The following is a 26,790-nucleotide window of genomic DNA, read 5'->3' on the forward strand; positions in this document are numbered from 1 at the left end:
CCGGACATGTCCGACATGATGACCACACAGGCTGGCGACGCCGGAGCCTTCCGCAATTTCGACCTGAACCGTGTGCCAACCCCCTGCTTTGTGGTCGATGAAAAAGCGGTCGAGCGAAACCTGACCATCCTCTCCGTTATCGGCACCCTGTCCGGCGCGCATGTCCTTTCGGCGCTCAAAGCGTTTTCCATGTTCTCGTTGGCCCCACTGGTGCGCCAGCACCTCGGTGGCACCTGCGCCAGCGGCATTTACGAGGCCCGGTTAGGCCGCGAAGAATATGGCGGCGAAGTCGCCACTTTCTGCGCCGGGTACAAAGATGCCGACATGGACGAAATCCTGTCGCTGTCCGACCACATCATCTTTAACAGCCCGGCACAAAAGGACCGGTTTTTGGCCAAAGCACAGGCCGCAAACGTGCAGGTTGGGTTGCGCATCAACCCCGAGCATTCCGAAGGCGAGATTGCCAAATACGACCCCTGCGCGCCCTGTTCACGTCTGGGTACCCCGATTAGCCAGTTGACCGCCGAGACCATGAACGGCATCGATGGCCTACATATGCACACACTCTGCGAACAGGGGTTCGATCCCTTGCAGCGGACATGGGCCGCCGTAGAACCAAAAATTGCGCCCTATATCAATCAACTCAAATGGCTGAACTTTGGTGGTGGCCACCACATAACGCGCGACGACTATGACCGTGAGGGACTGGTGGGCTTCATCAAGAGCATCCGCGAAACCTATGGCATCGACGTTTACCTTGAACCCGGCGAGGCTGTCGCTCTGGATGCAGGTATTCTGGTCGGCGAAATCCTCGACCTGCCCACCAACGGAATGAACCTTGCCATCACCGATATCTCGGCCACCTGTCACATGCCTGACGTGATCGAAGCCCCTTATCGCCCCGCGCTGATGGACGAGGCCGAGGCAGGTCACACCTACCGTCTGGGCGGCCCGTCCTGTTTGGCCGGTGACGTGATCGGAGACTACACATGGGACAAACCGCTGGAGATCGGCCAGCGTTTTGCCTTCCTTGATCAGGCGCATTACTCAATGGTGAAAACCAACACGTTCAATGGCGTACCCCTGCCCACCATCGCCCTGTGGAACAGCGAAACGGGCGAGTTGAAGATCATCAAACAGTTCGGCTATGACGACTTTAAGGACCGACTCTCATGAGCATTTTCCTCGACAGTGAACTGACCGCAACTGAGCGCACCGAAGATGCCCGGTTCCGCGTGATCCCGGTACCGCTGGAGCGCACGGTATCTTACGGTTCGGGAACGGCCAAAGGCCCCGAGGCCATCATTGAGGCCAGCAATGAGCTGGAACGTACCACCGGCCACGCCGAGCCCTGCGTCGAGGGGATTTTCACCGAAGAGCCCGTAGATTGCGATGCGTCCCTGTCCGAGATCATGGAGCGCCTTGCCCAGCGCACCGAGGCCGCCATCCGCGCGGGCAAGGTGCCGGTCACTTTGGGGGGCGAACATTCGCTGAGTTACGGCGCTGTGATGGGTGTGGCTCGCGCCTTGGGTCAACCCATAGGCATTGTCCAGATCGATGCCCATGCCGACCTGCGCAATGCCTATCAGGGGGAAAAACACTCCCACGCATCGGTCATGCATCTGCTCGCTGAAGAAGGTATCCGATTGGCCCAGTTTGGCGTGCGCGCCCTTTCGACCGAAGAAGTGCAAAGCCGCCTGAAAAATCACGTTTTCCACGTGGATGCTGAGGAATTGGTCACCGGTAATATCCACGCCGTCGACCTGCCCGAGGGTTTTCCTGAGCTGGTCTACGTCAGTTTTGACGTGGACGGGCTGGATCCCGCCATCATGCCCGCCACCGGGACACCGGTGCCCGGCGGGCTGGGCTACTATCAAGCGCTGCGGTTGGTCGAACATACCCTGAAAGGCCGCAAATGCGTGGGCTTCGACGTGGTCGAACTGGCCCCCAATGGCAATGCCGCCTGGGACTTTACCGCAGCGCAGATCGTCTATCGCCTGATGGCTGCCTGTTAACCCTCGGCGGTCTCGTTCAACTCCATGTGCCCCTCACCCTTGTTCAGGACACGACGCAACATGGGTTCGAAGAACTCCAGCGGTTTGGTCGGGTAATCCGGGTCGAACGCCTTTTGGTCGTATTCATGGCAGAAATAGCGGCAGTCCTCCCAATAAGGGCTGTCGCGATACTTGTCGCGGGCGTTGCGGTCGCCTCCTAGATGATGGTTGTAATAATACCCCTGAAACACACAGTGATGTTTGAGAATCCAATAAGTTTTCTCACTGACATAGGGCTTCATCATCGCCGCTGACAGCTCACCATGGTTATAGGGTGACAGAATATCGCCGGTGTCGTGGATCAGTGCTGCGACCACGATTTCCTCGTCCGCGCCGTCTTCAAAAGCGCGCGTCGCGGCCTGCAGGCTGTGCTGATAGCGGTTCACGGGATAGGGCGTCCAGTCTTCGTCCAGCGACCGGATCGCGTCCAGAATGCGGTCGGGCAAAGCGGCATTGTATGCCTCTTCATACTCCATGACCGCGTCCCAGTCGGCCTTGGTGGCCTCTTCGAAACTGGTCCAGGTGGGTTTGTGGCTTTTGTCCAGCATGGCGCGGTCCTTTGGCTGATCTGTTGGAATCAGAGTAACGCATCCCTCCTACTCAAAAAAATGAATTGATTTTATCAATCCGATGAAAAAATAGTATCGCCATGCAATTCAAAGCAATCGAGACCTTTCTATGCGTGGCCGAGACCGGGGGCTTCCATGCCGCCGCGCGCAAACTGAACGTGACACAAACCGCCGTCAGCGCCCGTATCCGGCTGATCGAAGAAGAAACCGGCAAGGCGTTGTTCACCCGCGGTGCAGGCGGCACCAGCCTGACTGAATTCGGGCAACAGTTCCGACCATATGCCGAACAGATGCTGTCGCTTTGGTCATTTGCATCGCGCGAGCTGCCAGCCCAAACGCAGAACCGGATCGCGCTGCGTCTTGGTGCGCAACTGAGCATCTGGGACCCGCTGCTAGTCGATCTGGCCGTTCAGTTCGAACAGCGCCTCGGGCAACTTTTGCTGACGTTGAACTATGACCACGATCTGAACATGGTCGACGCGGTCGCCACCCATGTTCTGGACGCCGCATTGACCCACGAAACACCCAACGATCCGCGCGTGCAATCGCACGAGTTAAACCCCGAACGCCTGTTGCTTGTCAAAACTCCGGAAACGGACGATCCAGTTTTCGTCAATCTGGAACTGGGAGAGGTCTATCAGGACCACGTCCGTTCGGCTGCGCGGCAGGCCACGGGGCAAACGGTGTTTCTGGGCAATTGCCTGATGGCCCTGCGTTATGTCCTGCGGCGGGGCGGAACCGGGTATTTCCCGGAATACGTCATCCGAGATCATCTGTCCGCGGGTCAACTGACACCCGTGGCCGGGGCCATTGACCTGCTGCTGCCGCTGCATCTGGTGACCCGCCGTGACAGCACAACCAGCGACGATGTTCTGACCTGCCTGACCGAGCTGCGCGCAGCCTAGGCTTGAGAGATCGCGCTCGAGGCATCTCTGTGGCGCCTGCGCAGCAACGGCCGCCCGGCAACCAGCAAGAACAGACAGGCGACCGCGATGCCGATGACCGCCGGCAGATACAACAGTATCCACAATTTCGGTTCTTCGATTACAACGGGTGAAACAAAGCCCCGCACGCCTTCCAGCACGACCAGAATCGAAAACGCCCCCAGAATCTGCGGCCACAGACCAAATCGCGAAAAGCTACCCAACATCAACGTGGCATACCCGGCCATTGCCACGGCGATACAAATGGCAACCCACGAAAACCGCTGATGCAATTCGTCGACCAATTCTCCGATGGGAAAGCCTTCGGCGACGCTGATGGCGGCGCGGTCTCGCAAAAGTTCAATGGTGGGAATGGCTTCGAGACTGCGCTCGGCCATGATATTCGAATTCGTCAGCGCGGAAATGTCATATGAGGCGTCCTCGAACAGCGTCGATGACAAGGTTCTGCCCTCCTGATCCAAACGCAACGCGATCCCGTCCAACATCACCAAGTGGATCCCAGATTCATTGTTGACCAGATAGGCTGTCTTCGAGGAATAACTGACCGGGTTCAGCGCATCCCGCCGGTCAGAGACGAAGACCTCAGACAGCGTGCCGTCCAGATCAATCTTGCCGATATAGACTGTGACGCCATGCGCCGGGTGCAGGAATTCGCCCTCGTTCAGCAATTGCGCGGTGACGTCCCCTGCAACCTCGGCCTGGCGCTGCTCAAGCTGTTCGACCGATGCGGGGCGCAAAAAGACGCTGATGACTGCCATCATCAGCCCGGCCACCAACCCAAACAGGAATACCGCACGGGCCAGCCGCCATGGGCTGGAACCGGTGGCCAGCATCACCGTCATCTCGCTTTCGCGGCTCAGCCGGTTGGTGGCATAAACAGCGGCGGCAAACACCGCCATCGGCATTACCGTGCGGATCAGCGTTGGCAATGTCAGCGCCGAGAATTCCAGAAACACCATGGCCGATTGGCCACCGCTGATGACTCGGTCAAACAGGCTAACCGATCGGGTGATCCAGAACACACCGACCAGAACCAAGGTGAAAAAGCCGAACAGAATCAGCAATTGCCGCAGGAAATATCCATCAAAGCGCGACATGGGTCCTCTTACGTGTGTTCGTGGTGGTCGGACATTATGTCATTCCGTCGCTGTAGGAAACCGGGATTGGCCAATTGTCACCACCACGAAAAGCGCGGCAATGGCCTGGCTTGCTGAACCCGAGACTGTGGCGTGGCCGATTCACGCGTGCTATGCCTCTGGAGGCTCTTATATTCGGATCAAGGTGTGTCCTCCTTACCCGCTCATCCCGATGCATCTCGGCGCTGTGTATCTACCTCTTCGAATTCCTGCTAAACAAAAACAAAACAAAAAAACATCCTTGAGCAGACGAGCAGATGAGAGGTCTAACCGCAGCGTTGGCAGTGCTCTTGACAATGAGCACGCCATTGGCATCGAAAGAAATACAGGTTGGCAATGATCCAGGCGGGCGGATTCTGGACCGCAAGGTTCAGATCGAAATCGCCAACAGGACCAACGCGCGCATACACATTGTCGGGGATTACTGTAACTCCAGCTGCACCATGCTGTTGGGGGCAGACGATGTGTGTGTATCCTCCGAAACGCTTTTCGGGTTTCACGGCCCGTACCGTGTAAACCGGACAAAGATGACCGAAAAGGAATTCGACCAGAAAAGCACTTCGCTTGCCACGTACTACCCGCGACCGATAAGAAACTGGTTCATGTCCAAGGCAAGGTTTGCGGGCCCGGATGAGTTTCTGTATGTGTCCGGTGAATATCTGATAAGCATCGGCGTGCAAGAGTGCGCGTAAGACTTCTGCAGGCTGTCACTTCTCACAACACCCCATATGCAGGTCGCACGACTCATGCGCATCCATTGAAACAGCGAATTGAGTGGAATGGCAGGGGCAGCAGGGTTCGAACCCGCGACCTACGGTTTTGGAGACCGTCGCTCTACCAACTGAGCTATACCCCTAAGGTGGGCCTCAGATATGCCAGCCGCGCGACGGACTCAAGAGGCTTTTTCAGATTCCGCGCGACAATTGCATTCGACAAACAAGTTGCGTGCGGCGTTGAGTTCTATAAGACACGGTTTGGTCAGTACGAGGGACCCCATCCGTGAGTATCCGCAAAAAGATCGCCGACAGCGAAGCCGTTCTGAACTGGGCTGCGCGCCGCATCGCAAGCTATATCCGGATGGTCAATCGCAACACCAAATGGCAACGCATCGGGTACGACGAACTGGACCATCTGGTCGAACAGGGTGAGCCGGTGATCGTGGTGCTGTGGCACCAAAGGCTGGCGCAATCCCCCTATTTCTTTCCTTTGGAAAAAGGGCCGATCTGTTCGATCACCTCATCCGCAAGAGCGGGTAGTATGGTGGGCCGAGTGCAGAAACTGTTCGGCATGGATACCATCGCCATGACCAGCAAAAACGCAAATAACATTGCCATATCGCGCCAAGTGATCGGCAAGATTAAGCAGGGCATTTCCATAGGCATCGCCGCGGACGGTCCGCGCGGTCCCGAACGGGTACTGTCCACTGTGCCTCTGGTCTGGGCGCGCACCTCGGGCAAGCGGGTGTTCGGCATCACCTTTTCGGCAGAACATGGCCGCGAGGCGGGGACATGGGATCGCCTTTTGATGCCGCGCCCCTGGCGGAATAAGGGTGTCTTTCTGTGCCGGGAATGGACTGAAACCGTGCCGCGGAAAGCGTCCGAAGAACAGATCGAAACCCTGCGCCAAAGCCTTGAGCAGCACATGAACGACATCACCGCCGAAGCCGACCGCATGGTCGGGCGCGAACCGTGGTCGCCTAAGGGTTAGCCACCCCTCAGCCGTTGCATCAGATAGATTTCGCTGCCTTCGGGGATCGGTTCGGTTAACCCGCTGGCGATAACCCGCCCGTCGATGGCGATGGACACCCCCGCATCAATCGGGGCCTGCAATTGCGGATGGATCTTCACCAATTCTCGCAGCAACTCGCCTGTGGTCTTGGCCTCAACCTCCACCACCTGCTGGCCCCCGGTCAGTGACCGGAGGCTGGACCAGAGGTGAACCTCAACCATTGTCCTTTAGCGCCGCCAGAATGCGGGGCGGTGACATCGGCAGTTGCTTCATCCGAACGCCCGCCGCATGCGACACCGCATTTGCGATGGCGGCCAAAGGTGGCACGATGCCCGTCTCACCCACACCACGCACGCCAAACGGATGGCCAGGGTTGGGCACTTCGACAATCACCGTGTCGATCATCGGCAAGTCACTGGCGACAGGAATACGGTAATCCAGGAAGATCGAGTTCTGCAGGCGGCCATCCTCGCCATAGATATATTCCTCGTTCAGTGCCCAGCCGATGCCTTGCGCGGCACCGCCCTGATACTGGCCTTCCACATAGGTAGGATGGATCGCCTTACCCGCGTCCTGAATGACCGTATAGCGGGTAATCGCAGTCTTGCCTGTTTCCGGATCGACCTCAGCATCAACGATATGGGTGCCAAAGGATACGCCTGCGCCTTCTGGCGTGGCCTCGAAATGGCCCGAGATAGGCCCGCCGGTTTGACCCATGTGGGCGGTGATATCGGCCAGTGGGCGCGGGTCGAAATCACCCGCGTTTGGACCCGAAGGTACAGCGCAGCCGTTTTCCCATTTCACCGCATCCGCCGGAATTCCCCAGCTGGCGGCAGCTCGTTCGCACAGCTTTTCAACCGCGTGTTTTGCTGCCTTGATGGTTGCCAAGCCGCTTGCATAGGTCACGCGCGAACCATGCGAAACGTCGTTATACCCCAGCGTCGCAGTATCGGCGACGGTCACACGGATGTTCTCATACGGAATGCCCAGAACCTCGGCCGCCATCAGCGCCATTGACGCGCGTGAGCCGCCGATATCGGGCGTGCCCACCATCAACTGTGCCGAGCCATCCTCGGACAGCGCCAGCGAAACCGACGTTTCACCCCCGTGGTTGAACCAGAACCCGCAGGAAATCCCACGACCCTGCCCCGGCTTCAGCGGGGCTGAGTAATGCGGGTGGGCCTTCGCGGCCTCAAGCGTTTCCACCAAACCGATCCGCTCATACGTCGGGCCATAGCTGGCTTTGGTGCCTTCATGGGCGGCGTTTTTTAGACGAACTTCGATCGGATCGAGGCCCAGCTTCTTACACAGCTCGTCAATCACCGATTCAACCGCAAAAGCCCCCATCGGCGCACCCGGCGCGCGGTAAGCGGCCTGTTTCGGGCGGTTGGCCATCACGTCATACCCAATCTGGCTGACATTGGTCAGGTTATAGGGTGCAAAGGCACACATGGCGGTCATGTCACCCGGGGCGCCCGGAAACGCCCCGCCCTGCAGGCGGAACACGCCTTGGGCTGCCGAGATGGTGCCATCCTTCTTCATCCCGATCTTGATATCCATCGACGCCGAGGATGTCGGGCCAGTGGCCCGGAACACCTCGGACCGGGTCATCACCAGCTTAACCGGGCGGTTCGCCTTGCGGCTCAGTGCCAGCGCGACAGGTTCGATGAAGACTGTGGTTTTACCGCCAAAACCACCACCAATCTCGGACGCAGTCACGCGCAGTTGCGAGGTTTCGATACCCAATAGCGCCGCGCAGGTCTTTTGCGCGATCCAGTGGCCTTGAGTGGTACACCACAGCTCACCCTTGCCGTCGTTGCCCAACATGCCCAAACAGGCATGCGGCTCGATGTACCCCTGATGGGTCGCCTCGGTGACAAAGCTGTCTTCGATGATCAAGTCAGCTTCGGCAAAGCCAGCTTCTACATCGCCGTGCCCGCTTTCGTGGTACCGCACGACGTTTGGGTGCATCCCCTCGGGTACGGAATAATCCGCAGCACCCTCGCGTAAGACCGGCGCATCCGGCTCCATCGCTTTGTCTACGTCGGTGACGTGCGGCAGCACCTCGTATTCAACCTCGATCAGCTTGAGCGCATCGCGCGCCGCCAAAGCCGAGGTCGCCGCCACAGCCGCAACTGCGTGCCCGTCATAGAGCGCCTTTTCACCCGCCATGACGTTTTCCAGAACATTCCAGAATTCACCCTCAAGGCCGGGTTTGAACGGCACTTCGGCAAAATCCGCGCGGGTGACGACGGCTTTGACATCCTTGTGCGCTTCGGCCTGCGAGGTGTCGATCTTCACAATCCGTGCGTGGGCGTGGGGCGAACGCAGGATCGCGCCGTGCAGCATGCCTGGCGCAGAAACATCCGCCCCGAACTTGGCGCGACCAGTGACCTTGTCCAGACCATCGGGCCGATCCGGGCGCGTGCCGACGAAGGTGAATTGCGTTTTACGATCGTCGAGTGCCATTATGAAGCCTCCCGCAGTTCTTCGGCCGTTTCCATCACGGCGCGAATGATCTTGTCATACCCAGTGCAGCGGCACAGGTTGCCTGCCAGCCAGTACCGGGCCTCTTCCTCGGTCGGGTTGGGGTTCTTCTCCAGCAGCGATTTGGCCGCGACCAAAATGCCCGGCGTGCAGATACCGCATTGCAGGGCGGCATGCTCGATGAACTTTTTCTGCAGCGGATGCAGAACGTCACCCTCCGCGATGCCTTCGACGGTTTCGATCTGCTTGCCATCGGCCTCGACCCCTAACATCAGGCAGGAACAGACCAAACGGCCATCAACCGTGACCGAGCATGCGCCGCAATCGCCGGTGCCGCAGCCCTCTTTCGCACCAGTCAGGTTCAGCTTGTCGCGCAGACAATCCAGCAGGGTTTCGCGCGGATCGCAAAGGTAATCGACCGCGTCACCATTCACGGTGGTGGATACGTGGAACTTGCTCATGCTACCTCTCCCTTGGCGCGGGCATAGGCGATTTTCGCGGCGCGCTTGGCCAGAACGCCGGCGACCTCGGTACGGAATTCGATAGTGCCGCGTTTGTCGTCAATCGGGTTGCAGGCGGCGGATGCCGCAGCGGCCAGTGCATCCAATGAAGCGTCGTCCAGCGCGCTGCCGATGATGGCCTTGGCACAGTCCTCAACCAGCAGCACGGTCGGCGCGACAGCGCCCAATGATACGCGCGCCTCGGTGACGGTGTCCCCGTCCAGACGCAGGCTGACGCCAACGCCAACCACGGCAATGTCCATCTCAGTGCGCGGGATAAAGCGCAGGTATGCGTCGCCGCCATTGTCGCCCCGTGCGGGGATGTGGACGGCCGAGATCAACTCGCCCTTGGCCAGCGACGTTCTACCGGGTCCGGTTGGGATGTCTTCGACCGCTACCTCACGGTCGCCATCCGGGCCGGTCACCGTGACCGTGACACCCGCCGCAACCATGGCAGGCACCGAATCCGCCGCCGGAGAGCCGTTGCACAGGTTGCCGGTCAGCGTCGCGCGCCCCTGAACCTGGGTCGAGCCGATCAGATCCATCGCCTCGACCACGCCGGGCCAGTCGCGACCCAGTTCCAGATGTTCGCTCATCTCGGCACCAGTGGCAGCGACGCCCAGCGTCCAACTGCCGTCGGCGTTGCTGTTGATATCGCGCACGCCGTCGATCTTCTTTATGTCGATCAGCGTATCGGGCGTCACAAGTTCTGATCGCAGTTGCACCAGAACATCGGTGCCGCCTGCCAGAAACCGTGTGATGCCCGTCGCGTTTGCGGCCAGTGCCGAAGCTTCGGCAAAGCTGGCGGGGCTGTGATAATCCATGAAATACCTCGCACCTGTTGATCAGGATTCACTGGGTTCAGAGGGGACGTTAGTGCAGCAGCATGGCCGCGTCCATGGCAGGAGCGACCAAATTTCATGTTACCCGATGTCGTTTCCAGACCTGAGGTCAGAGGTCGATCTCGATCACGCCGTCTGGCTGCGCCGCGCGACTTTGGCACAGGATCATCGCATCCGCGCGTTGCTGGTTCGACAGAACGAAATCGCGATGTTCAATGTCTCCCGAAATCACACCGCATTTGCAAACCCCACATATGCCGTCTGAGCATTTGACGTCCACGTGAATCCCCGCCTCGGTCAACACCTGTGCGGCGTCCTTTTCCACAGGTACGATCAATTCCCGACCCGATTTTGCCAGCCGTAAGGTGAACGGATGGTTTTCATATTCAGGCTGTTCAGGGACCGAGAAATACTCCAGATGCCGCGCGTCCTCGGGGAAGCCCTGCGCCTCGGCCGCTTGTATCACACTGTCCATGTAGCGGTCCGGCCCACAGGTATAAACGTGCCAACCCGGTTGGTAGCCTGACAGAACCGCATCCAGATCGGCGCGGGTGCCTTCGTCCGAGAAATGAAAATGTACATGTTCCGCCCAGGGCATCGCCGCCAAATCGTCCAGAAACCCCGCACTGGCGCGGGTTCTGGCTGAATAATGCAGCGCGAACGGCTTGCCCAGCGCGTGCAGGCGGTGGGCAAAGGCGATCATGGGGGTAATGCCAATCCCGCCGCCCATCAAAAAGGTCTTGGTGGCCGTCTCATCCAATTCGAAATGGTTGATCGGTTTTGAGATGAACACCTTGCGCCCTTCGTTAAAGATGCGGTGCAAAAGGGCTGAGCCGCCGCGCCCGTCATCCTCGCGCAGCACTCCGATTTGATAGGAGGACCGGTCAGACGGATCGCCAGACATAGAATACTGCCGCAGGAATTCCGGCGCGACCAGCACGTCCAAATGCGCCCCTGCGGTCCAGTCGGGCAAGGGCGCGCCGTCGATGGCCGCAAATTCGTACTTGGTCACATCCGCCGTCATCTTGTCGACTTTGGTCAGCTCAACCCGCATCACTGGCGCGTCGCCCGCAATAGTGTAGCGGTGGATTACCGACACATCACCGGCCGCTTTGCGGGCCTTGTATTCCTCAGCCGTGACCATCGCCTGATAGGCAGCAATCCCGGCCTCGCGGTCCATCGCAAAGGGATAGGGCCACGGGTGCGGCGCCAGATAGGCGGGGTAGACGGCCAAAGTCTGATCTTCGTATTTCAGGTCAAGGTCTGTTTGCAGACCACGCCGGTTCAGCGGGTGAGTGGTGGGGCGATAGGCACCATCAGTCTGCAGTTCGATATCCCACCACCACTTCTTGACGTCGTTCAAACCGCCATTTCCGACCGCATCATCCAGCTTTGCCAATACAGGCGCAGCTTGCGGCAGGTTGATCGCGGCCCAGCGAAAGGGCCGCTCTTGAAATATACCTTCAAGGTTCCACGGGCAGGTTTTCATGCACCGCCCGCACATGGCCCCACCTGACGTGCCGATCCGGTACGTGGCACATTTCTGGCTGTCGGATTTCCAGATTTCATAGCCGTTGAACATCAGCTTCGGCCCGGCCGTGATCGCCCCCGAAGGACATTCACGCGCGCATTTGTTGCATGCCTCACAAAAGCTCTGCAGACCGAAATCGATGGGCTTGTCGTGGCCAACCGGCATATCCGTTGTCACCACACCGGACTTCAGGCGCGGCCCCAGATAGGGGTTCAGGATCACCTCTCCGATCCGACTGACCTCACCCAGACCAGACAGAAGCAACAGCGGCGGTTGCAGCACTTCGCCGTCCATGACGGTATGCGCTCTGGCCTTGTATCCGAGGTTACGGATTTGCTGCGCAATCACGCCGCCAAGAAGGGAAAACCGCAAGTAAGCCCGCATGGACTGGCTGACCGCGATCCAGTCGTCACCACTGGACCCTTCCATGGTTTCACGCCCCTGGTCGATGATCATACTGATCGCCTGATCATGCGGGGGGTTGATTTCCTCTCCAGCAGCGTCGTGGGAATACCAGCTCCATTCAGGGCACCGGCTGAGGCCAACGGCATCGGCACTTAGAAAATAGCTTGCGGCCTTAATATTCGCGGCATTGCGCGCGGCATCGGTAGGCTGCGACACCTCAGCACTTTCACCATCCTGCAAAAGCACGAAGGCCCCAAGCGCCCGGCGCTGCGCAAAGCTGGGGGCAGATTTGCGGACATAATGCCCACCCTTTGCCGCGTCCTGCAGCGGTTTGCCCATATCGCCAAACAACGCACGGGCGAACATGTCAGCACGCTTGGGGACGCGGGCGACATTTTCTTCGTCGATATAAGTGGTAGGGCTCTCAACGCGTTTAAGCTTTTCGAACGGATGTGCGCCGTCCACATAGCGCCGTTTGGCGTAAACGTCGCGGTTCAAGGCGTTCTTGGCAAACCCGGTGCCCAACCACCAGGCCGGACCCTGTGTGTGAAACCACGGCTGTTGCGCCATGGGCATCAGAGGCTGGTCATGCGTGATCTCTAACTCGGTCGTTACGGCGGCCAGACCGAACCGTTTGCCCAACCACGGGGCCACTATGTCGCCACCCTCAACCGTGGCTAGACCCGCCGCTACTGCCAGCCGGCCCAGATCAACCTCGGACGACATCGCGGTATGCGCCCGCGCGTCATAGCCCAGCAGGCGGATGTAATTGGCAATCACCACCGCATTCTCGGTCGCCAGCAGACAGGCGCGATGATCCTGCGCGTCGATGATCCACTCGGCCCCTGGCTCGGTCGGGTCTGGATCACGATTGTGTTCGTACAGAAAAACGATGGCGTGGCGATGCGTTTCCATCGGTTTGGGCGCGGCCTCCATGCTTTCCTTCAGGTCCGCCATGATCAGGTCGATTCCCGAAGCCAACGTCTTGGTCTGTCGCGTCTTCAGCGCATGGGACAACCGGTCGATATCGGGGTTGCGACGTGGCTCAGACAACAACGCCTCAGACGGCAACGGGCCGCAGCCCATCATCGAGGCATCATTGAAATAGCCAAATGCCTTAAGGTGGTTGGCGCGCTCGGACGGGTCCGCCGGAATCTCTGATCTCACCGGATTCACGAACCCGTCGCGGATGGCGTCCATCATCGCCTGAAACTCACCCATCGCGTTGACGATGCTTTCGGGCTGGTCCGGTTGGCGAAATCTCAGCTTTGGCATCGGGGGCACCACAGACAGATCCGGCATCTCGATCTGCCGCTCCAACCGCTCCAGCGGATACCGGCCCATATGGACAGGTCTGTTCTTATCCGAGAAAAAGCGGATTCCCATTGCGCGCCTCCTGTTGCTGACTGTCACCTAATGCGCCGTAGACAGCAAATCCATTCATGAATAGTCATAGATGATATGAGCAAAACTGATTTCACCGATCTGGACGGCAAAGTCTTGCGCACCTTTCTGACGATCCTCGAGGAAAGCTCGGTCTCAAAGGCTGCCGACCGGTTGGGTGTGACGCAATCGGCAATCAGCCACACGCTGGCCAAACTGCGGCAGGTTCTGGGGGATCCGTTGTTCGTGCGCTCGGGTCAGGGCCTGACCCCGACCGAGCGCGCCTTATCGCTGAAAGAGCCGGTACAACAGGTGCTGGACGGCATGCGGGCGCTGACTGACGAGCGTCCGTTTGATCCGCTGGCCGATGAGATCAGCATCCAGATCGCCACCAACGACATGCCGCGCGACCTGATCTTTCCGCCATTGCTGCACGCGCTTCGGGCCGAAGGCGTGCGCCTGCGGCTGGGGTTCATCCCGTCCGGCGTCCCCGACCCCGACCTGCTGCGCAGCGACCGGTGTCAGTTGATGCTGACCCCGCTGCCGCCCGATGGGCCGGATATTTTTCAAAAACGCGTACTGATCAGCCCGCTAATGATTTTCTACGATGCCGATCAGCGCAATCCGCCAGACAGTTGGCAGGCCTATTGCCAGTCTGAGCATATTGAAGTGCGATTTACCGACGGACGCAGTTCCCGCGCTGTGATGCGTGGTGTGGACCAAAGCCAGATCCGGCCACCAACCGTCACCCTGCCGCATTTCCACGCGATTCCGTCCTTTGTGAAGGGCAGCGACCTGATATCGACGGACACTGTGCTGATGAAACACGGGCCGTTGGCGGCACTGGACTGCGCGCCACTGCCGTTCGAGTGCGAGCCGGTCTCGATCTACATGGTCTGGCATCAACGCTCGGCCAATGACCCGGCCCATCGCTGGTTGCGCGCACGGATCGAGGCCATTGCCACGACGCTGCAGAATTGATCACCGGGGCGGTCGCGGATCAGAACCGTGCCTTGATCAGATGCATCAACGTCGCGCCCGTCTCGAAATAAGCACGTCGCAGGGCGGTCCAGCTTTCGCGGTATTCAGGAACCGCAGGCACAGGCAGCAGGCTCGGGTCGTCCTGCAGCAGGCTTTCTGCCATTAAGCGGCCAAAAACCGTACCCGGACCGATGCCCCGTCCAGAATATCCGTGTGCTGAAAGGGCATTGGGACCGATCTGCGTGATCTTGGGGATGTGGTCCGAGGTCATGGCGATGCGCCCATGCCACCCCTCGGTCAACGGCTGATCTGCAAGTTGAGGAAACAACTCGGCCAGTTTGCGCCTGCACCATGCCGCGTGAACCGCCCGGCCCGCCTGCCCCAGATCGCCCATGCCCCCGATGATCAGCCGCCCTTCGGCATCCATACGGAAAGAGGTCATGACCAACCCGGTGTCCCAGCACCCCTCACCCCCCGGCAGAATACTGGCCCGCAGATTGTCCGACAGCGGAGCCGTAAAGAACTGGAAGTAGTAGACCGGAACATAGTCCGGGGCGGTATCTTGAAGACCCTGATGATAGGCATTGGTGGCCTGAATTACCGATTTCGCCCGCACCGAGCCATGCGGGGTTTTCAGCACCCATTGACCATTGTCGTACTTCATCGACTGCACCGGGCATTGGGTGACAATCCGCGCCCCGGCCTCGGCAGCGGCACGGGCCAGACCACGCACATAGCCCAATGGGTGAATCGTCCCCGCACGCGGATCAAACAGCGCGCCATGGAATGCCGCGCTGCCAGTCCGTTGCGTGGCCTGATCGGCGGGCAGCAATTTAACTGGGGCTCCCGTGGCGCTCAACTGGGCGTGACGCCTCTGCAAATCCTGCAGGCCCGAGGCGGAATGCGCGCAGTGTAACGTCCCATTGCGAACAGGATCACAGTCGATGCCATGCCGCTCGATCAGGTCAAACACATCCGCAGGTGCCGCGGCCAAAAGATCGATCAACCGATCCCCGGCCCGCTTGCCCAGATGCGCGCGGATATCCTCGGGCGGCAACCACAGCCCCGCATTCGCCAGACCGACGTTTCGGCCTGAACCGCCGTGGCCAATGCCTTGCGCCTCCAACAGGCAGACCGACGCCCCGGCCTGCGCTGCCGTCAATGCTGCGGAACAGCCAGTATAGCCGCCGCCGATTACGGCCAGATCAACCGTTAGATCACCGCTTAGGGGGCGGTCTTCCACATGCTCGCGGCAGGTTTTCAACCACAGGGATTGGTCGTGGTCACTCACGCTGGGCTCCAGAATTTTGCGCGGATCATTGCGGTGGACTCAGCCGGTTGCAAGTGCCCTTTGATCATCACGGCCCATTGCGATCAGAAACGGCTCGACCTGTTGCCGCGCCTGAAACGCCGCCTTGTCCGACATGCCCTTCCAATCGGCCAGAACCAGTGATTGCGCCACGGCACCCCCCAGGGTCGCGCCCGGGCCGGTGACGATGAACAGGTCAGGGGCGAACTCGCGCGCAGCGGTCTGGATGGCGCGGGTAAAATCATAGGTCTCGGTCACCTGATGGCCCAGAGTGTAGTCCCGCAGCGCCTGCGTATCTGTCGCGCCCGGCCACCAGATTTTGCCGCGCCCATCGATCAAGGGGCGATCAGGCTGCGCAAACAGATCCGGTGCCAGTCGCGCGCGCCCTTCTGCAGCGACCGGAGTCTGCAAGGACGTATGAAACGCCGCGTGGTTCGCCAACCGCATCGGAAAGCGTTCCTGTACAACAGGCTGAGAAGCTTCGAACGCCTTCAACCCCGCTTCGTTCCCAGCCAGCACCAACATCCCACCCAGATCAATGGACAGCGCCAGATCACACCCGTCGGTTGCGTTGATCCGCGCCACATCCGCCAGCAACTCGGCCTTGCGCGCCGGAGCATCCCGCCAATCGTCGCCCGCATATGGATAGACAAGCTGCCCGCCAATAAGCTGTTCCTGCATCAGCGTGCCCATCGTGTTCACCACCCGAAAACCATCCTGCGGCGACAGCGCACCACCAGCGGCCAGGGCAATATACCAGCCCATCGAATTACCGGTGACTGCGACAACCTCGATATCGTCCGCCAAAGCCTGCGCATCGGCAAACGAGGCCGCATAGATCAAGGGCGAGGCCACATCGCCCCGCGAATACTTGGACATCGTATACCGGCCTGCACCATCCAGGGCGGTCACGGCGTCCTGCCCCGTCTCGGCACGGATGGCGTCGAAGCTGTGGAACAGGTCTATCCGCTGCGCGTGATGGCGGTGCAGATAACCCAGCTCGGGCTTGTTATAGGTGCCCCGACCGGGGCAGATGACGACGGCTGTGCGGGTCATTGGCGGCCTCCGGCCAGTTTCAGCGCGGCGGCAACGATACCGCCCTTGGATGGCAGTGGCGCGGCATAGGCCGGACCCGTGGCGATAAAGCAATCCTCGGCCACAACGCGTGCGGTTGGCGTTGCGGGATTTTCTTCGGCGAAGAACGTCATCAGCGCCTCGGACTGGCTGCCGGTGCGGCGGCATTCATCCACGACCAGAACATGTGCGCAGGGCTTGGTGGCCTCGCGCAGGGCCTCGACTGGCAAAGGCGCCAGCCAGCGCATGTCGATGATGCGCGTCTTTATACCGGCTGCGTCCAGATTGGGCAGCGCCTGTTGCGACAGATAATGCCCGTTGCCATAGGTCACGATGGCCAGATCGGTGCCATCCCCATGCACGCCAACCTCACCCAACGAAATACGTTGATCCGGCGAAGGGTAGGTGGTCATCCATCCGCCATCTTGCGCCCCGTGCAAATCGCGCATCGGATACAGCGCGATGGGCTCTAGAAACACCACCACCCTTTGCTCTTCCCGCGCCAACCGCACGCATTCACGCAGCATCTGTGCCGCATCTGCACCAGAGGACGGACAGGCAATGATCACGCCGGGAATGTCGCGCAGCACCGCCAGGGAATTGTCGTTGTGGAAATGCCCGCCGAACCCTTTCTGATACCCCAGCCCCGCAATCCGCAGCACCATCGGGTTCGTGAACTGCCCGTTCGAGAAGAACGGCAGCGTCGCGGCCTCGCCCCTGATCTGATCCTCGGCATTGTGCAGGTAGGCCAGGAACTGAATTTCGGGGATCGGAATAAAGCCGTTGTGCCCCATTCCTATCGCCAGCCCAAGTATGGATTGCTCGTCCAACAGCGTGTCGATCACCCGATCCGGACCAAAGCGTTGTTGCAATTTCTGCGTCACACCATAGACGCCTCCCTTACGGCCCACGTCTTCACCCATACAGACGACTTCACCGTGTTCCAGCATCAGATCTGTCAGCGCCCAGTTGATCAGGCGGCTCATGGGCTGGGGGTCATTCATCGCCCGCAAATCGCCGCCAAAGGCTTTGGCGCGCGCCTCGGCATCTGGGCCGTTGGTGGGTTTGCAGATACGTTTCGGTGGAACCAGACTGGCCACCACCTCGGCGGCATCTGACAAGTGAGGGCGGGTGGCGGCCTCGGCGGCGATGCGATCCGTGCGGGCGCAGGTGTCATTGTAAATCTTCAACGCCTGATCCGGCTGCAACGCGCCCGCTTGATCCAACAAACGCACAGTATGCAGCAGCGGGTCGTTGGCCTCATCAGCTTCGACCTCGGTTTTAGACAGATAGGTGGTCGGCACATCCGCCCCGGCGTGACCGTAGAGGCGCACTGTTTTCAGGTGCAGAAAGGCGGGTTTTCGGCGGGTTCGCACGTAATCAGCGGCTTCCTTGGCCACGGCGTAAGTCTCGAATATGTCTAACCCATTGGCTTGGAAATACTTGACGCCCGGCCGATGCTCCATCGACGATTGAATCCAGCCCTTCGGTGTCTTTACCGAGATTCCGATCCCGTTATCCTCGCACACGAACAACAACGGTAACGGCGTCGATTGCACGCTGGTCCAACCGGCCGTGTTGAGCGCCCCCTGCGCGGTCGAATGGTTGGCCGAAGCATCCCCAAAAGAACAAACAGCAATCCCGTCCAAGGGCAACTCGCGGTGTTCCGGATCATGCCGCCGCGCCGCGCCCAGGCTATAGGCCGCGCCCACCGCTTTGGGCAGGTGGCTGGCAATGGTCGAGGTCTGCGGCGGGATCGTCAGCGCCTTTGACCCCAGCACCTTGTGTCGCCCGCCCGAGGTCGGGTCATCCTTGGAACACGCAAAGCTCAGCAACATGTCCCAGGCGATCTGCTGGCCCGGCACCTGTTCGGCCCGGGCAATCTGAAACGCCGCATCGCGATAATGCAGAAAGGCAATGTCGGTCGGGCGCAGCGCATGGGCGACGGCTGCCATCCCCTCGTGCCCCGAAGAGCCTATCGTATAGAAGCCCTGCCCCGCCTTCTGCATCGCACGGCTAGTGCGATCCAGCGCGCGGCTGAGGACTTGCGATCGAAACAATGACACCGCATCGGGGTTGCTCAGACCCGGTCTGGGGGCGGCCCCGTCGGGTAAATCGCGCTGTGCGACTCGGGTCAGGAAATTCTCGTGAACGATCTGAGCGCGATCCATGGCCGGTTCCCTGATCCTGTGTGACTTAATCCGGAGTGTTGCCGCAGCAGCACCCCCCCTTTCTTGCAGGCATTCGAGGGCAGAGGCAAAAGAAAGTCGCAAGCACCCCGGAACTAAACACCCGATCCGATGCACAGGCTTACACGCACATACCCTGAAGAAATACCTGCATTTGTATCGGGCTGGCGCGCGGCAAAAGCCAGTGATATTCCTTTCGAAAGGTATGAGGATTTGTCATATGATCGCCCCGCGCCGCTTTTTGCCCTCGATCCCCTCTTTGCTGGCGCTTGAGGCCGTTGATCGCCTTGGCAGCGCTTCTGCCGCCGCCGAAGAGCTGTCACTGACGCAAAGCGCGATCAGCCGTCAGCTCAAGACGATGGAGGAACAGCTTGGCGTCGCCCTTATCCAGCGCAGCCAGATGCGGTTGCATCTGACGCCTGCGGCAAAGGAATATGTCCAGGTCGCCCGCAAAGCGCTGAACCAACTGGCGCAGGCGTCGCTGAAGCTCAAGGCCAACCCGACCGGAGGGTCGCTAAACCTGTCGATCCTGCCTGCATTCGGCATGCACTGGCTGGCGCCACGCCTGCAGGATTTCGCCCGCCGCCATCCAGAAGTCACCGTAAATCTGAATACGCGGCTGCGGCCCTTTGATTTCGACACAGAACAATTCGACGCCGCGATCCACTTTGGTCAACGCGACTGGGCCGGCGTGAATTACCTGCCCATTATGCGCGAAGATGTAGTGCCCGTTTGCGCACCCGATATGCTGCCCGACGACAGCGATGACATTGAGTGGTTGATCAAAGCGCCCCTGTTGCATTTGGAAACACGCCCCGAAGCCTGGGAGAAATGGTTCGCCGCACAAGGCCGCGAGGTTTCTGGGATACAGGGAATGCTATTCGATCAATTCTCGACCATGGGACAGGCCACTATCCACGGGCTGGGCGTGGCATTGCTCCCAAGTTACTTGATCGAGGCTGATCTGGCAGCGGGGCGGCTTGTCCCAGCGTGGCACGGTCCGGGTGTCAGCCTTGGGAATTTCTATCTGGTCTGGCCACAATCGCGGGCGGAATCCGAACCACTCAAATCATTCCGAGCGTGGCTGCAAGGTCAGATTGATCAGGCCCCCAACACGTAAGCCAGAGGTGCAATGCGGTTCTGCGCCGCCTTCGGCCTTGCGTCCTGCGGAATTAGGAGGGGCCAGGCAGGCGCACGCATAGCCCGCGCCTGCCTGGCCCAACGGGAGGAGATGTTTCGCCAGAAACATTGATGACGGGCGGGAGTAACCGGTCTGATTAAGTATCCAAAGATCGGGCAATGAGTTCCTTCATAATCTCATTGGTGCCGCCATAGATCATCTGAACGCGGGCATCCGCGTAAAGGCGGGCAATCGGGTATTCCATCATGAACCCATACCCACCGAACAGCTGCAAGCATTCGTGCATGATTTCGTTTTGAACTTCCGACCCCCAGTATTTCACCATCGAAGCGGTCGCCGCATCCAGCGTGCCAGCTTCAAGCCGTGCGATGCAATCATTGACGAAGCTGCGCAAAACCTCGGCCTTGGTCTTGCACTCGGCCAGCTTGAAGCGGGTGTTCTGGAAATCCATCACCCGTTGACCAAATGCCTTGCGTTCTTGCGTGTACTTCACCGTCTCAGCGATGGCGAAATCAATTGCGCCCAGCGCACCGATGCCAATCGTCAGGCGTTCCCAGGGCAATTGGTTCATCATTTGGTAGAACCCCTGCCCCTCTTCCGCGCCCAGAAGGTTGGTCATAGGCACCTTAACGTCTTCAAAGAACAGCTCAGCCGTGTCATTGGCCTTCATCCCCAGCTTCTTGAGGTTGCGCCCCTTGCGAAAGCCCTCGGCGCTCTCGGTCTCAACCCCAATCAGTGAAACCCCTTTTGAGCCCAGCGCCTTGTCCGTCTTGCACGCCACAAGGATCAAGTCTGCCGATTGCCCGTTGGTGATGAATATCTTGGATCCGTTCAAACGGTAGGAATTTCCATCCTTGTCGGCCGTCGTGCGAATGGCCTGCACATCCGAGCCAGTCCCGGGTTCGGTCATGGCAAGCGCGCCGACCATCTCGCCCGACGCCAGTTTCGGTAACCAGTTTTGCTTTTGATCCTCGCTGCCATAGGCGTTGATGTAGTGAATGACGATGGATTGGATCGCATAACCCCATCCTGAATCCCCGTGCGAGGATTGCGCGTACATCGTAACTGCATCAAATCCGATGCCACCACCTACACCGCCGTAAACCTCGGGGATCGCGCCTGCCATTAGCCCTATGTCGCCAGCCTTGCGCCACATATCGCGATCCACGACACCATTTTCGATCCAGCGTTCGATGTTGGGGATCAGCTCATCATCCATGAACCGATCCGCCATTTCGGCAAACATCCGGTGTTCTTCGGTTACCCAACTGGCGGTCGTGGTAAATAGCTGCATGCGGTATCCTCCCCAAATCTTCCGTTGATCAAGGTAGCTTTGGAGGCATTGCAATCCAATCCATCCAACGCGTTGGAACGTAACGTTCTTTTGAATGTTCGGGTCTGGTCAGGCCAGCGCCGCGTCCAGCAAGACCCGGGCAGCCGCCTTAGCATCCCCCGCCGGGTCACAGGTTTTCAAGAACACAGCCGTCACAATCGCGCCTTCCTGCAATAGAACAATCTGGCAGGCCAGATGTTCTGGATCACGGGCACCGGCCTTCCGCGCCAGATCGATAAAATGATCGAGCAATATGCGCTTGTGCTCGGCGGATTGCTTGTGGATCGGGTGGTCAATTTCCTGATACTCCGCCCCTGCTTTGATGAACATGCAGCCGCGGTATTCTTTCTCATCAAACCACTCGCCCAGCGCATCGAAACTGGCGAGCAACTGGCCGGCAGGGGTATCTGCGAGCTCCTCGATCCGAGAAAAGAACTCTTTTCGGAAGTTCTCATCCCGCAACTGCAAGGCAGCCAGAATCAGCTCTTCCTTGGTGCGAAAGTGTTTGTACATCGAGGTTTTTGACACGCCCGTTTCCACCACCAGCTTGTCCATTCCGGTGGCGTGAAATCCGTCACGATAAAAGACCTGCAAAGACTTGCGGACCAGTTCATCGCGTTTGTTTGGGCGCATGTGTCACCTCCTACATGTACAGATCAGTACATAATACCGCACTGTCCTCACGGCAACCGTAGAGTGCGCTGCGGTGAAATTTCAAAATAAGACTTGCAAAAGTTTACAGATCGGTACACATTGCCAACATGATGTACCGATCAGTAAATCATGGAGCGTTCAGATGAGACACCATGCCAGCCTTTTCCCACCCCAGTACGTCCCGGTTGTTTTAACCTTGGCGATGCTTGCAGCCATACTGACATGAAAGACCACGCAATGAGCCGACCCCCGCTGCCCCCGTTCAGTTTGGAAACCGCCAAACAGAAAGTCCGAATGGCGGAAAACGCTTGGAACAGCCGCGACCCGGATGTGGTCACTCCGGCCTATACTGATGACAGCCAGTGGCGAAACAGGGCAGAGTTCCTAAACGGTCACGCCGAAATCCACGCCTTTTTGACCCGAAAGTGGAGCACGGAACTGGACTATCGTTTAATAAAGGAACTGTGGGCCTTTTCCGGCAACCGTATCGCCGTGCGCTATGCATACGAATGGCGGGACGACAGCGGACAGTGGTTTCGGTCCTATGGCAACGAGAACTGGGAATTTGCACAAGATGGACGGATGGCCAAACGCTATACCTCATTAAACGACTTACCAATTTCCGAGGGCGATCGCCTGTTTCATTGGCCACAAGGGCCCCGTCCCGATGATCACGCCGGGCTGTCTGACCTGGGGTTGTAAAGGGGTAAAAACATGCCGCGTGCCTTTTCCGAACTGACATTTACACCAGCCGTCCGTGCGCATCAGGAAAGGATGGGCTCAGCCAAGACTTACGCCAAGTTTGTTGACGGCGGTCCGCAGCAAGGCCATCAGATCGGACCGGTTGAAAAGGCCTTTATCGAAGCGCGCGATGGATTCTATCAGTCCACCGTTTCCGAGACCGGCTGGCCTTACGTTCAATATCGCGGCGGACCGATTGGGTTTCTAAAGGTTCTGGACCCACAGACCATCGGATACGCCGATTTCACAGGGAATAAACAGTATATTTCGCGCGGGAACCTGGATGGAAACGACCGGATCGCCCTGATCCTGATGGATTATGCCAACCAGAGGCGCCTCAAGATTTTGGGTCGGGTGGAGTTTACTGAGGGCGCGGCCGCCGCCGCCGACCTTTATCCCGAAGATGCAAAAGCCCCCGCCGAACGCGCCGTCCGAATTCGGGTCGAGGCGCTGGACTGGAACTGCCCCAGCAACATTACACCCCGCTTTACCGAAGCCGAGTTGCGCCCGCATCTTAACACGCTGGGCCAGCAACTGGCTCAGTTACAGGCCGAGAACGAAAAACTTAGACAACAACTAGCGCAACGGTCCTGACCCCGTTGCACCCAAAATTCGCAAACTAAATCAGATAATAGGGTCCACAACCATGCTACGCTTTGCCTTGAATGTTGTTCATCTCGGCCTGATTGGGGCACTGTTGCTGGCTATGGGCCTTGCGTTGGCGTTTTTTGCCTCGCCTGAATCCGTGCGTTCCCCTCTTCCCTTTTCGCACGATTCCCTTTTGCTTGATCAGCTATCGAACAATTGATCTGCGCTGCGGAATTCTACGGAAATCTGACATGACCCCTTGACCTTCCCGTGACTGGAACCCTCATCTGGAGGGTAAAAGTGACGATAGGATGAGTCGGATGGCTGCGCCACAGACAACTCAGTTGAAAATCTCTGGCATGGGATGTGCCTCTTGCGTCGGTCGGGTGGAAAGCGCCTTGCTGGATGTGCCGGGTGTGTCTGACGCATCGGTCAACTTTGCGACGGAAACCGCGCAGGTTACCTATGACGGTCAGTTCGGCGGTTTGATCAACGCACTGTCACATGCCGGATATCCCGCTGCGACCCGGCAAACGACCCTGAAGATCGCCGGTATGAGCTGTGCCTCGTGCGTCTCTAAAATCGAGCGCGCGTTGAAAGCTGATCCGGCAGTGGTGGACGCTCAGGTCAATCTGGCCACGGAAAGCGCGCAAATCACCTATGTCGACGGTGTAACCGATCCACAGATGCTGGCGAAACGCTGCGAAGAGGTCGGGTATCCGGCGCGCGTGGCGGACGCCGCCGACCCCCAGACCGATGGGCGCAAAACCGAAGAGGCCCATGCGCTGACCCGCGCCACCCTGTTTGCCGCCATCCTGGCCTTGCCCGTGTTCGTATTAGAGATGGGCGGGCATATGATCCCGGCTTTCCATCACTGGGTGCAGGCAAGCATCGGCACGCAAACCAGCCATCTGATCCAATTCGCGCTGACCTCAGTGATTTTGCTGGGGCCCGGGCGGGTTTTCTACGCAAAGGGCATCCCCTCGCTGCTGCGCGGATCGCCGGATATGAATGCGCTTGTGGCTTTGGGCACGGGCGCGGCGTACTTGTTCTCGGCCACGGCCACCTTTGCGCCGCAAATCCTACCGCAGGGCAGCGCAAACGTGTATTTCGAGGCCGCCTCGGTCATCGTCGTTTTGATCTTGCTGGGTCGCGTGATGGAAGCCCGCGCTAAGGGCCGCACCGGGGCCGCAATCCGCAAACTGGTAGGCTTGCAACCCAAAACCGCGCGGATCGAAATGGACGGTCGCTTCATCGACCGTCCGATCGCCGACATTACTGTTGGGGACATCCTGCAAATCCGCCCAGGTGAGAGGGTTCCTGTGGACGCAGAGGTGCTTGAGGGCACCTCCTACGTGGATGAAAGCATGATCACGGGCGAGCCCGTTCCTGTGGGCAAATCCCCAACCGATCAGGTTGTTGGCGGAACGGTAAACGGCACCGGCGCGCTGCGCCTGCGCGCCACGCGGGTCGGGGCTGATACGGTTCTGGCGCAGGTCATTCGGATGGTCGAACAGGCGCAAGGGGCCAAGCTGCCGATTCAGGGGCTGGTCGACCGGATCACCGCATGGTTCGTGCCGGTGGTCATCGCCGTCGCGCTGCTGACGATTGTCGTCTGGCTGATCTTTGGCCCTGCGCCTGCGCTGCCGATGGCACTGGTCACCGGGGTCTCGGTCCTGATCATTGCCTGCCCCTGCGCGATGGGTCTGGCGACGCCAACCTCGATTATGGTCGGCACCGGGCGCGCAGCTGAACTGGGGGTTTTGTTCCGCAAAGGCGATGCGCTGCAGCAATTGCAGCAGGCTAAGGTCATCGCGCTGGACAAGACCGGAACCCTGACGCAGGGGCGGCCCGAACTGGAAAGCGTCACCACCACGAACGGCTTTGATCGCGACACCGTTCTGCGGTTGGCCGCAGCGGTAGAGGCGCAGTCAGAACACCCCATCGCCACCGCAATCACCCGCGCGGGCCCGGACGATCTGCCCGCAATATCCGCATTTAAATCCCTAACCGGGCTAGGCGTTCAAGCGACGGTCGACGGACACGATCTGTTGATCGGGTCGCCGCGGCTGATGGCGCAGAACGGGGTGGACTTAACCACCCTGACTGCCGAGGCCGATCTGCGCGCCAGCGAAGGTGCCACACCTCTGTTCGTCGCCATTGACGGTCAGGCGGCGGCTCTATTGGCGGTCTCGGACCCGGTGAAACCCGGCACGCAGGACGCGTTAGAACGATTGCACGCGATGGGCCTGAAACTGGCGATGGTGACCGGCGACAATGCCCGCACTGCACAAGCGCTGGCCGACAGGCTGGGCATCGACCATGTCACGGCCGAGGTTTTGCCGGACGGTAAACTGACCGCGATTACCGCGCTGCGTGAACAATTCGGCACATTGGCGTTTGTCGGCGACGGTATTAACGACGCCCCAGCGTTGGCGGCGGCGGATATCGGCGTGGCCATCGGAACCGGCACTGACGTGGCGATTGAAACGGCGGATGTGGTGTTGATGTCGGGTGATCTGCGCGGTGTGGCCAATGCGGTCGAGATCAGCCGCCGCACCATGCGCAACATTCGCCAGAACCTGGGCTGGGCCTTTGGTTACAACATCCTGCTGATCCCGGTGGCCGCTGGGGTGCTGTTCCCGTTCAGCGGGCATCTGCTATCCCCTGCCCTCGCTGCCGGGGCAATGGCGTTGTCCAGCGTCTTCGTGGTCGCCAACGCGCTGCGCCTGCGCCGTGTCCGGGCTGCACTGCCCGAAACATCCCAAGACCACACATCCCAAACGGTGACGCCATGAATATCGGAGACGTTGCAACCCAAACCGGCCTGCCCGCCAAGACGATCCGGTATTACGAGGATATCGGCCTGATCAAACCTATGCGGGACGACAACGGCTATCGCCGGTTCCGCGAACAGGACGTGCATAAGCTGAACTTTCTAGGCCGCGCCCGCGCGCTGGGGTTCACGATCGAGGATTGCCGCACTCTGATGGCCCTTTATGAGGATGAAACCCGCGCCAGTGCCGATGTCAAAAAGGTTGCCCGCGCGCATCTGGCGCAGATCGAAACCAAGATCGCCGACCTCAACGCGATGCGCTATACGCTGGGCCACCTGATCGACGCCTGTGCCGGAGATGACCGGCCTGATTGTCCGATCCTGCAGGATTTGGGTGGCAAACCCTGACACGGGGTTGCTCTTTG

23 protein-coding genes and 1 tRNA gene are annotated in these 26,790 nt (G+C 59.4%); 11 read left to right on the plus strand and 13 right to left on the minus strand.

What is annotated here, in order from left to right; genetic code table 11:
• Positions 1-6 precede the first annotated feature (6 nt).
• On the plus strand, positions 7-1,176 hold the full coding sequence (nspC, locus tag ACR0AJ_RS17290) for a carboxynorspermidine decarboxylase (RefSeq protein WP_170350868.1): 1,170 nt from the start codon (positions 7-9) through the stop codon (positions 1,174-1,176).
• Positions 1,173-2,015 (plus strand): agmatinase, encoded by an 843-nt coding sequence (speB, locus tag ACR0AJ_RS17295; RefSeq protein WP_170552792.1) that lies wholly within the window; start codon positions 1,173-1,175, stop codon positions 2,013-2,015. The genes nspC and speB overlap by 4 nt, the downstream gene beginning before the upstream one ends.
• On the opposite strand, the gene ACR0AJ_RS17300 is transcribed toward speB, so the two are convergent.
• On the minus strand, positions 2,012-2,602 hold the full coding sequence (locus ACR0AJ_RS17300; protein WP_170350866.1) for an HD domain-containing protein: 591 nt from the start codon (positions 2,600-2,602) through the stop codon (positions 2,012-2,014). The genes speB and ACR0AJ_RS17300 overlap by 4 nt on opposite strands.
• 101 nt (positions 2,603-2,703) lie before the next feature.
• Here ACR0AJ_RS17300 and ACR0AJ_RS17305 point away from each other — a divergent pair, with 101 nt between their 5' ends.
• Entirely contained in the window at positions 2,704-3,528 is an 825-nt protein-coding gene (locus tag ACR0AJ_RS17305) for a LysR family transcriptional regulator (protein ID WP_170413520.1), read from the plus strand.
• On the opposite strand, the gene lptF is transcribed toward ACR0AJ_RS17305, so the two are convergent.
• Positions 3,525-4,664, minus strand: coding sequence for an LPS export ABC transporter permease LptF (lptF, locus tag ACR0AJ_RS17310; RefSeq protein WP_170413523.1), 1,140 nt, complete (start codon positions 4,662-4,664; stop codon positions 3,525-3,527). The two genes, ACR0AJ_RS17305 and lptF, sit on opposite strands and share 4 nt — an antisense overlap.
• A gap of 335 nt (positions 4,665-4,999) precedes the next feature.
• Between lptF and ACR0AJ_RS17315 the strand changes: the two genes are divergently transcribed.
• Positions 5,000-5,395, plus strand: a complete 396-nt coding sequence (locus tag ACR0AJ_RS17315; protein WP_480741449.1) for a hypothetical protein — start codon at positions 5,000-5,002, stop codon at positions 5,393-5,395.
• 88 nt (positions 5,396-5,483) lie between these two features.
• Here ACR0AJ_RS17315 and ACR0AJ_RS17320 read toward each other — a convergent pair.
• Positions 5,484-5,559 (minus strand) — tRNA-Trp (locus ACR0AJ_RS17320).
• Positions 5,560-5,702: 143 nt separating this feature from the next.
• Here ACR0AJ_RS17320 and ACR0AJ_RS17325 point away from each other — a divergent pair.
• Positions 5,703-6,410 carry a lysophospholipid acyltransferase family protein gene (locus ACR0AJ_RS17325; protein WP_170350862.1) on the plus strand — a complete coding sequence of 236 codons (708 nt, stop codon included), beginning with the start codon at positions 5,703-5,705 and terminating at the stop codon, positions 6,408-6,410.
• On the opposite strand, the gene ACR0AJ_RS17330 is transcribed toward ACR0AJ_RS17325, so the two are convergent.
• From ACR0AJ_RS17330 to ACR0AJ_RS17350, 5 genes are all read right to left on the minus strand, one after another.
• The gene (locus tag ACR0AJ_RS17330) at positions 6,407-6,652 is read right to left on the minus strand and encodes a MoaD/ThiS family protein (RefSeq protein ID WP_170350861.1); all 246 of its coding nucleotides are present in this window, start codon (positions 6,650-6,652) and stop codon (positions 6,407-6,409) included. The two genes, ACR0AJ_RS17325 and ACR0AJ_RS17330, sit on opposite strands and share 4 nt — an antisense overlap.
• A complete protein-coding gene (locus tag ACR0AJ_RS17335; protein WP_170350860.1) occupies positions 6,645-8,900 on the minus strand; it encodes a xanthine dehydrogenase family protein molybdopterin-binding subunit in 2,256 nt (751 codons plus the stop codon). The genes ACR0AJ_RS17330 and ACR0AJ_RS17335 overlap by 8 nt, the downstream gene beginning before the upstream one ends.
• Positions 8,900-9,379: a (2Fe-2S)-binding protein gene (locus ACR0AJ_RS17340; RefSeq protein WP_170350859.1), complete on the minus strand. Its 480-nt coding sequence runs from the start codon at positions 9,377-9,379 to the stop codon at positions 8,900-8,902. The genes ACR0AJ_RS17335 and ACR0AJ_RS17340 overlap by 1 nt, the downstream gene beginning before the upstream one ends.
• The gene (locus ACR0AJ_RS17345; protein WP_480741450.1) at positions 9,376-10,242 is read right to left on the minus strand and encodes an FAD binding domain-containing protein; all 867 of its coding nucleotides are present in this window, start codon (positions 10,240-10,242) and stop codon (positions 9,376-9,378) included. The genes ACR0AJ_RS17340 and ACR0AJ_RS17345 overlap by 4 nt, the downstream gene beginning before the upstream one ends.
• 127 nt (positions 10,243-10,369) lie before the next feature.
• Positions 10,370-13,582, minus strand: coding sequence for a 2Fe-2S iron-sulfur cluster-binding protein (locus ACR0AJ_RS17350; protein WP_480741452.1), 3,213 nt, complete (start codon positions 13,580-13,582; stop codon positions 10,370-10,372).
• A 75-nt stretch (positions 13,583-13,657) separates the two neighbouring features.
• On the opposite strand from ACR0AJ_RS17350, the gene ACR0AJ_RS17355 reads away from it, so the two are divergent.
• Positions 13,658-14,560 (plus strand): LysR family transcriptional regulator, encoded by a 903-nt coding sequence (locus ACR0AJ_RS17355; protein ID WP_170350856.1) that lies wholly within the window; start codon positions 13,658-13,660, stop codon positions 14,558-14,560.
• A 19-nt stretch (positions 14,561-14,579) separates the two neighbouring features.
• On the opposite strand, the gene ACR0AJ_RS17360 is transcribed toward ACR0AJ_RS17355, so the two are convergent.
• Genes ACR0AJ_RS17360 through ACR0AJ_RS17370 form a run of 3 tightly spaced genes read right to left on the minus strand, consistent with a single transcriptional unit; the run spans position 14,580 to position 19,114 of the window.
• Positions 14,580-15,851 (minus strand): NAD(P)/FAD-dependent oxidoreductase, encoded by a 1,272-nt coding sequence (locus tag ACR0AJ_RS17360; RefSeq protein ID WP_170350855.1) that lies wholly within the window; start codon positions 15,849-15,851, stop codon positions 14,580-14,582.
• Positions 15,852-15,890: 39 nt separating this feature from the next.
• Positions 15,891-16,925 carry an ACP S-malonyltransferase gene (locus ACR0AJ_RS17365; protein WP_480741453.1) on the minus strand — a complete coding sequence of 345 codons (1,035 nt, stop codon included), beginning with the start codon at positions 16,923-16,925 and terminating at the stop codon, positions 15,891-15,893.
• The gene (locus ACR0AJ_RS17370; RefSeq protein WP_480741455.1) at positions 16,922-19,114 is read right to left on the minus strand and encodes a dehydrogenase E1 component subunit alpha/beta; all 2,193 of its coding nucleotides are present in this window, start codon (positions 19,112-19,114) and stop codon (positions 16,922-16,924) included. The genes ACR0AJ_RS17365 and ACR0AJ_RS17370 overlap by 4 nt, the downstream gene beginning before the upstream one ends.
• Positions 19,115-19,352: 238 nt before the next feature.
• On the opposite strand from ACR0AJ_RS17370, the gene ACR0AJ_RS17375 reads away from it, so the two are divergent.
• Positions 19,353-20,252: a LysR substrate-binding domain-containing protein gene (locus ACR0AJ_RS17375; RefSeq protein ID WP_170362059.1), complete on the plus strand. Its 900-nt coding sequence runs from the start codon at positions 19,353-19,355 to the stop codon at positions 20,250-20,252.
• Between the two features lie 157 nt (positions 20,253-20,409).
• Here the strand turns inward: ACR0AJ_RS17375 and ACR0AJ_RS17380 are convergent, their stop codons facing one another.
• Positions 20,410-21,567 (minus strand): acyl-CoA dehydrogenase family protein, encoded by a 1,158-nt coding sequence (locus ACR0AJ_RS17380; RefSeq protein WP_480648554.1) that lies wholly within the window; start codon positions 21,565-21,567, stop codon positions 20,410-20,412.
• 108 nt (positions 21,568-21,675) lie between these two features.
• The gene (locus ACR0AJ_RS17385; RefSeq protein ID WP_170552853.1) at positions 21,676-22,239 is read right to left on the minus strand and encodes a TetR/AcrR family transcriptional regulator; all 564 of its coding nucleotides are present in this window, start codon (positions 22,237-22,239) and stop codon (positions 21,676-21,678) included.
• A gap of 258 nt (positions 22,240-22,497) precedes the next feature.
• Here ACR0AJ_RS17385 and ACR0AJ_RS17390 point away from each other — a divergent pair, with 258 nt between their 5' ends.
• The 4 genes from ACR0AJ_RS17390 to cueR all read left to right on the plus strand — a co-directional run bounded on the left by ACR0AJ_RS17390 (position 22,498) and on the right by cueR (position 26,773).
• A complete protein-coding gene (locus ACR0AJ_RS17390; protein WP_480741457.1) occupies positions 22,498-22,962 on the plus strand; it encodes a nuclear transport factor 2 family protein in 465 nt (154 codons plus the stop codon).
• A 12-nt stretch (positions 22,963-22,974) separates the two neighbouring features.
• A complete protein-coding gene (locus ACR0AJ_RS17395) occupies positions 22,975-23,595 on the plus strand; it encodes a pyridoxamine 5'-phosphate oxidase family protein (RefSeq protein WP_480663743.1) in 621 nt (206 codons plus the stop codon).
• Between the two features lie 314 nt (positions 23,596-23,909).
• Positions 23,910-26,387, plus strand: coding sequence for a heavy metal translocating P-type ATPase (locus ACR0AJ_RS17400; RefSeq protein ID WP_480741459.1), 2,478 nt, complete (start codon positions 23,910-23,912; stop codon positions 26,385-26,387).
• Positions 26,384-26,773, plus strand: a complete 390-nt coding sequence (gene cueR, locus ACR0AJ_RS17405; protein ID WP_170350846.1) for a Cu(I)-responsive transcriptional regulator — start codon at positions 26,384-26,386, stop codon at positions 26,771-26,773. Before ACR0AJ_RS17400 ends, cueR begins: the two co-directional genes overlap by 4 nt.
• Positions 26,774-26,790 lie beyond the last annotated feature (17 nt).

This window comes from Ruegeria sp. CJ9, from assembly GCF_056536625.1.

Excerpts from the sequence above, each read along its gene's own strand:
- ACR0AJ_RS17400 (WP_480741459.1), top strand. The coding sequence starts at position 23,910 with ATGGCTGCGCCACAGACAACTCAGTTGAAAATCTCTGGCATGGGATGT.
- cueR (WP_170350846.1), top strand. The coding sequence starts at position 26,384 with ATGAATATCGGAGACGTTGCAACCCAAACCGGCCTGCCCGCCAAGACG.
- ACR0AJ_RS17345 (WP_480741450.1), bottom strand. The coding sequence starts at position 10,242 with ATGGATTATCACAGCCCCGCCAGCTTTGCCGAAGCTTCGGCACTGGCC.
- ACR0AJ_RS17305 (WP_170413520.1), top strand. The coding sequence starts at position 2,704 with ATGCAATTCAAAGCAATCGAGACCTTTCTATGCGTGGCCGAGACCGGG.
- ACR0AJ_RS17350 (WP_480741452.1), bottom strand. The coding sequence starts at position 13,582 with ATGGGAATCCGCTTTTTCTCGGATAAGAACAGACCTGTCCATATGGGC.
- ACR0AJ_RS17355 (WP_170350856.1), top strand. The coding sequence starts at position 13,658 with ATGAGCAAAACTGATTTCACCGATCTGGACGGCAAAGTCTTGCGCACC.
- speB (WP_170552792.1), top strand. The coding sequence starts at position 1,173 with ATGAGCATTTTCCTCGACAGTGAACTGACCGCAACTGAGCGCACCGAA.
- ACR0AJ_RS17370 (WP_480741455.1), bottom strand. The coding sequence starts at position 19,114 with ATGGATCGCGCTCAGATCGTTCACGAGAATTTCCTGACCCGAGTCGCA.
- lptF (WP_170413523.1), bottom strand. The coding sequence starts at position 4,664 with ATGTCGCGCTTTGATGGATATTTCCTGCGGCAATTGCTGATTCTGTTC.
- ACR0AJ_RS17375 (WP_170362059.1), top strand. The coding sequence starts at position 19,353 with ATGATCGCCCCGCGCCGCTTTTTGCCCTCGATCCCCTCTTTGCTGGCG.
- ACR0AJ_RS17335 (WP_170350860.1), bottom strand. The coding sequence starts at position 8,900 with ATGGCACTCGACGATCGTAAAACGCAATTCACCTTCGTCGGCACGCGC.
- nspC (WP_170350868.1), top strand. The coding sequence starts at position 7 with ATGTCCGACATGATGACCACACAGGCTGGCGACGCCGGAGCCTTCCGC.
- ACR0AJ_RS17385 (WP_170552853.1), bottom strand. The coding sequence starts at position 22,239 with ATGCGCCCAAACAAACGCGATGAACTGGTCCGCAAGTCTTTGCAGGTC.
- ACR0AJ_RS17390 (WP_480741457.1), top strand. The coding sequence starts at position 22,498 with ATGAGCCGACCCCCGCTGCCCCCGTTCAGTTTGGAAACCGCCAAACAG.
- ACR0AJ_RS17315 (WP_480741449.1), top strand. The coding sequence starts at position 5,000 with ATGAGCACGCCATTGGCATCGAAAGAAATACAGGTTGGCAATGATCCA.
- ACR0AJ_RS17340 (WP_170350859.1), bottom strand. The coding sequence starts at position 9,379 with ATGAGCAAGTTCCACGTATCCACCACCGTGAATGGTGACGCGGTCGAT.
- ACR0AJ_RS17330 (WP_170350861.1), bottom strand. The coding sequence starts at position 6,652 with ATGGTTGAGGTTCACCTCTGGTCCAGCCTCCGGTCACTGACCGGGGGC.
- ACR0AJ_RS17365 (WP_480741453.1), bottom strand. The coding sequence starts at position 16,925 with ATGACCCGCACAGCCGTCGTCATCTGCCCCGGTCGGGGCACCTATAAC.
- ACR0AJ_RS17380 (WP_480648554.1), bottom strand. The coding sequence starts at position 21,567 with ATGCAGCTATTTACCACGACCGCCAGTTGGGTAACCGAAGAACACCGG.
- ACR0AJ_RS17300 (WP_170350866.1), bottom strand. The coding sequence starts at position 2,602 with ATGCTGGACAAAAGCCACAAACCCACCTGGACCAGTTTCGAAGAGGCC.
- ACR0AJ_RS17395 (WP_480663743.1), top strand. The coding sequence starts at position 22,975 with ATGCCGCGTGCCTTTTCCGAACTGACATTTACACCAGCCGTCCGTGCG.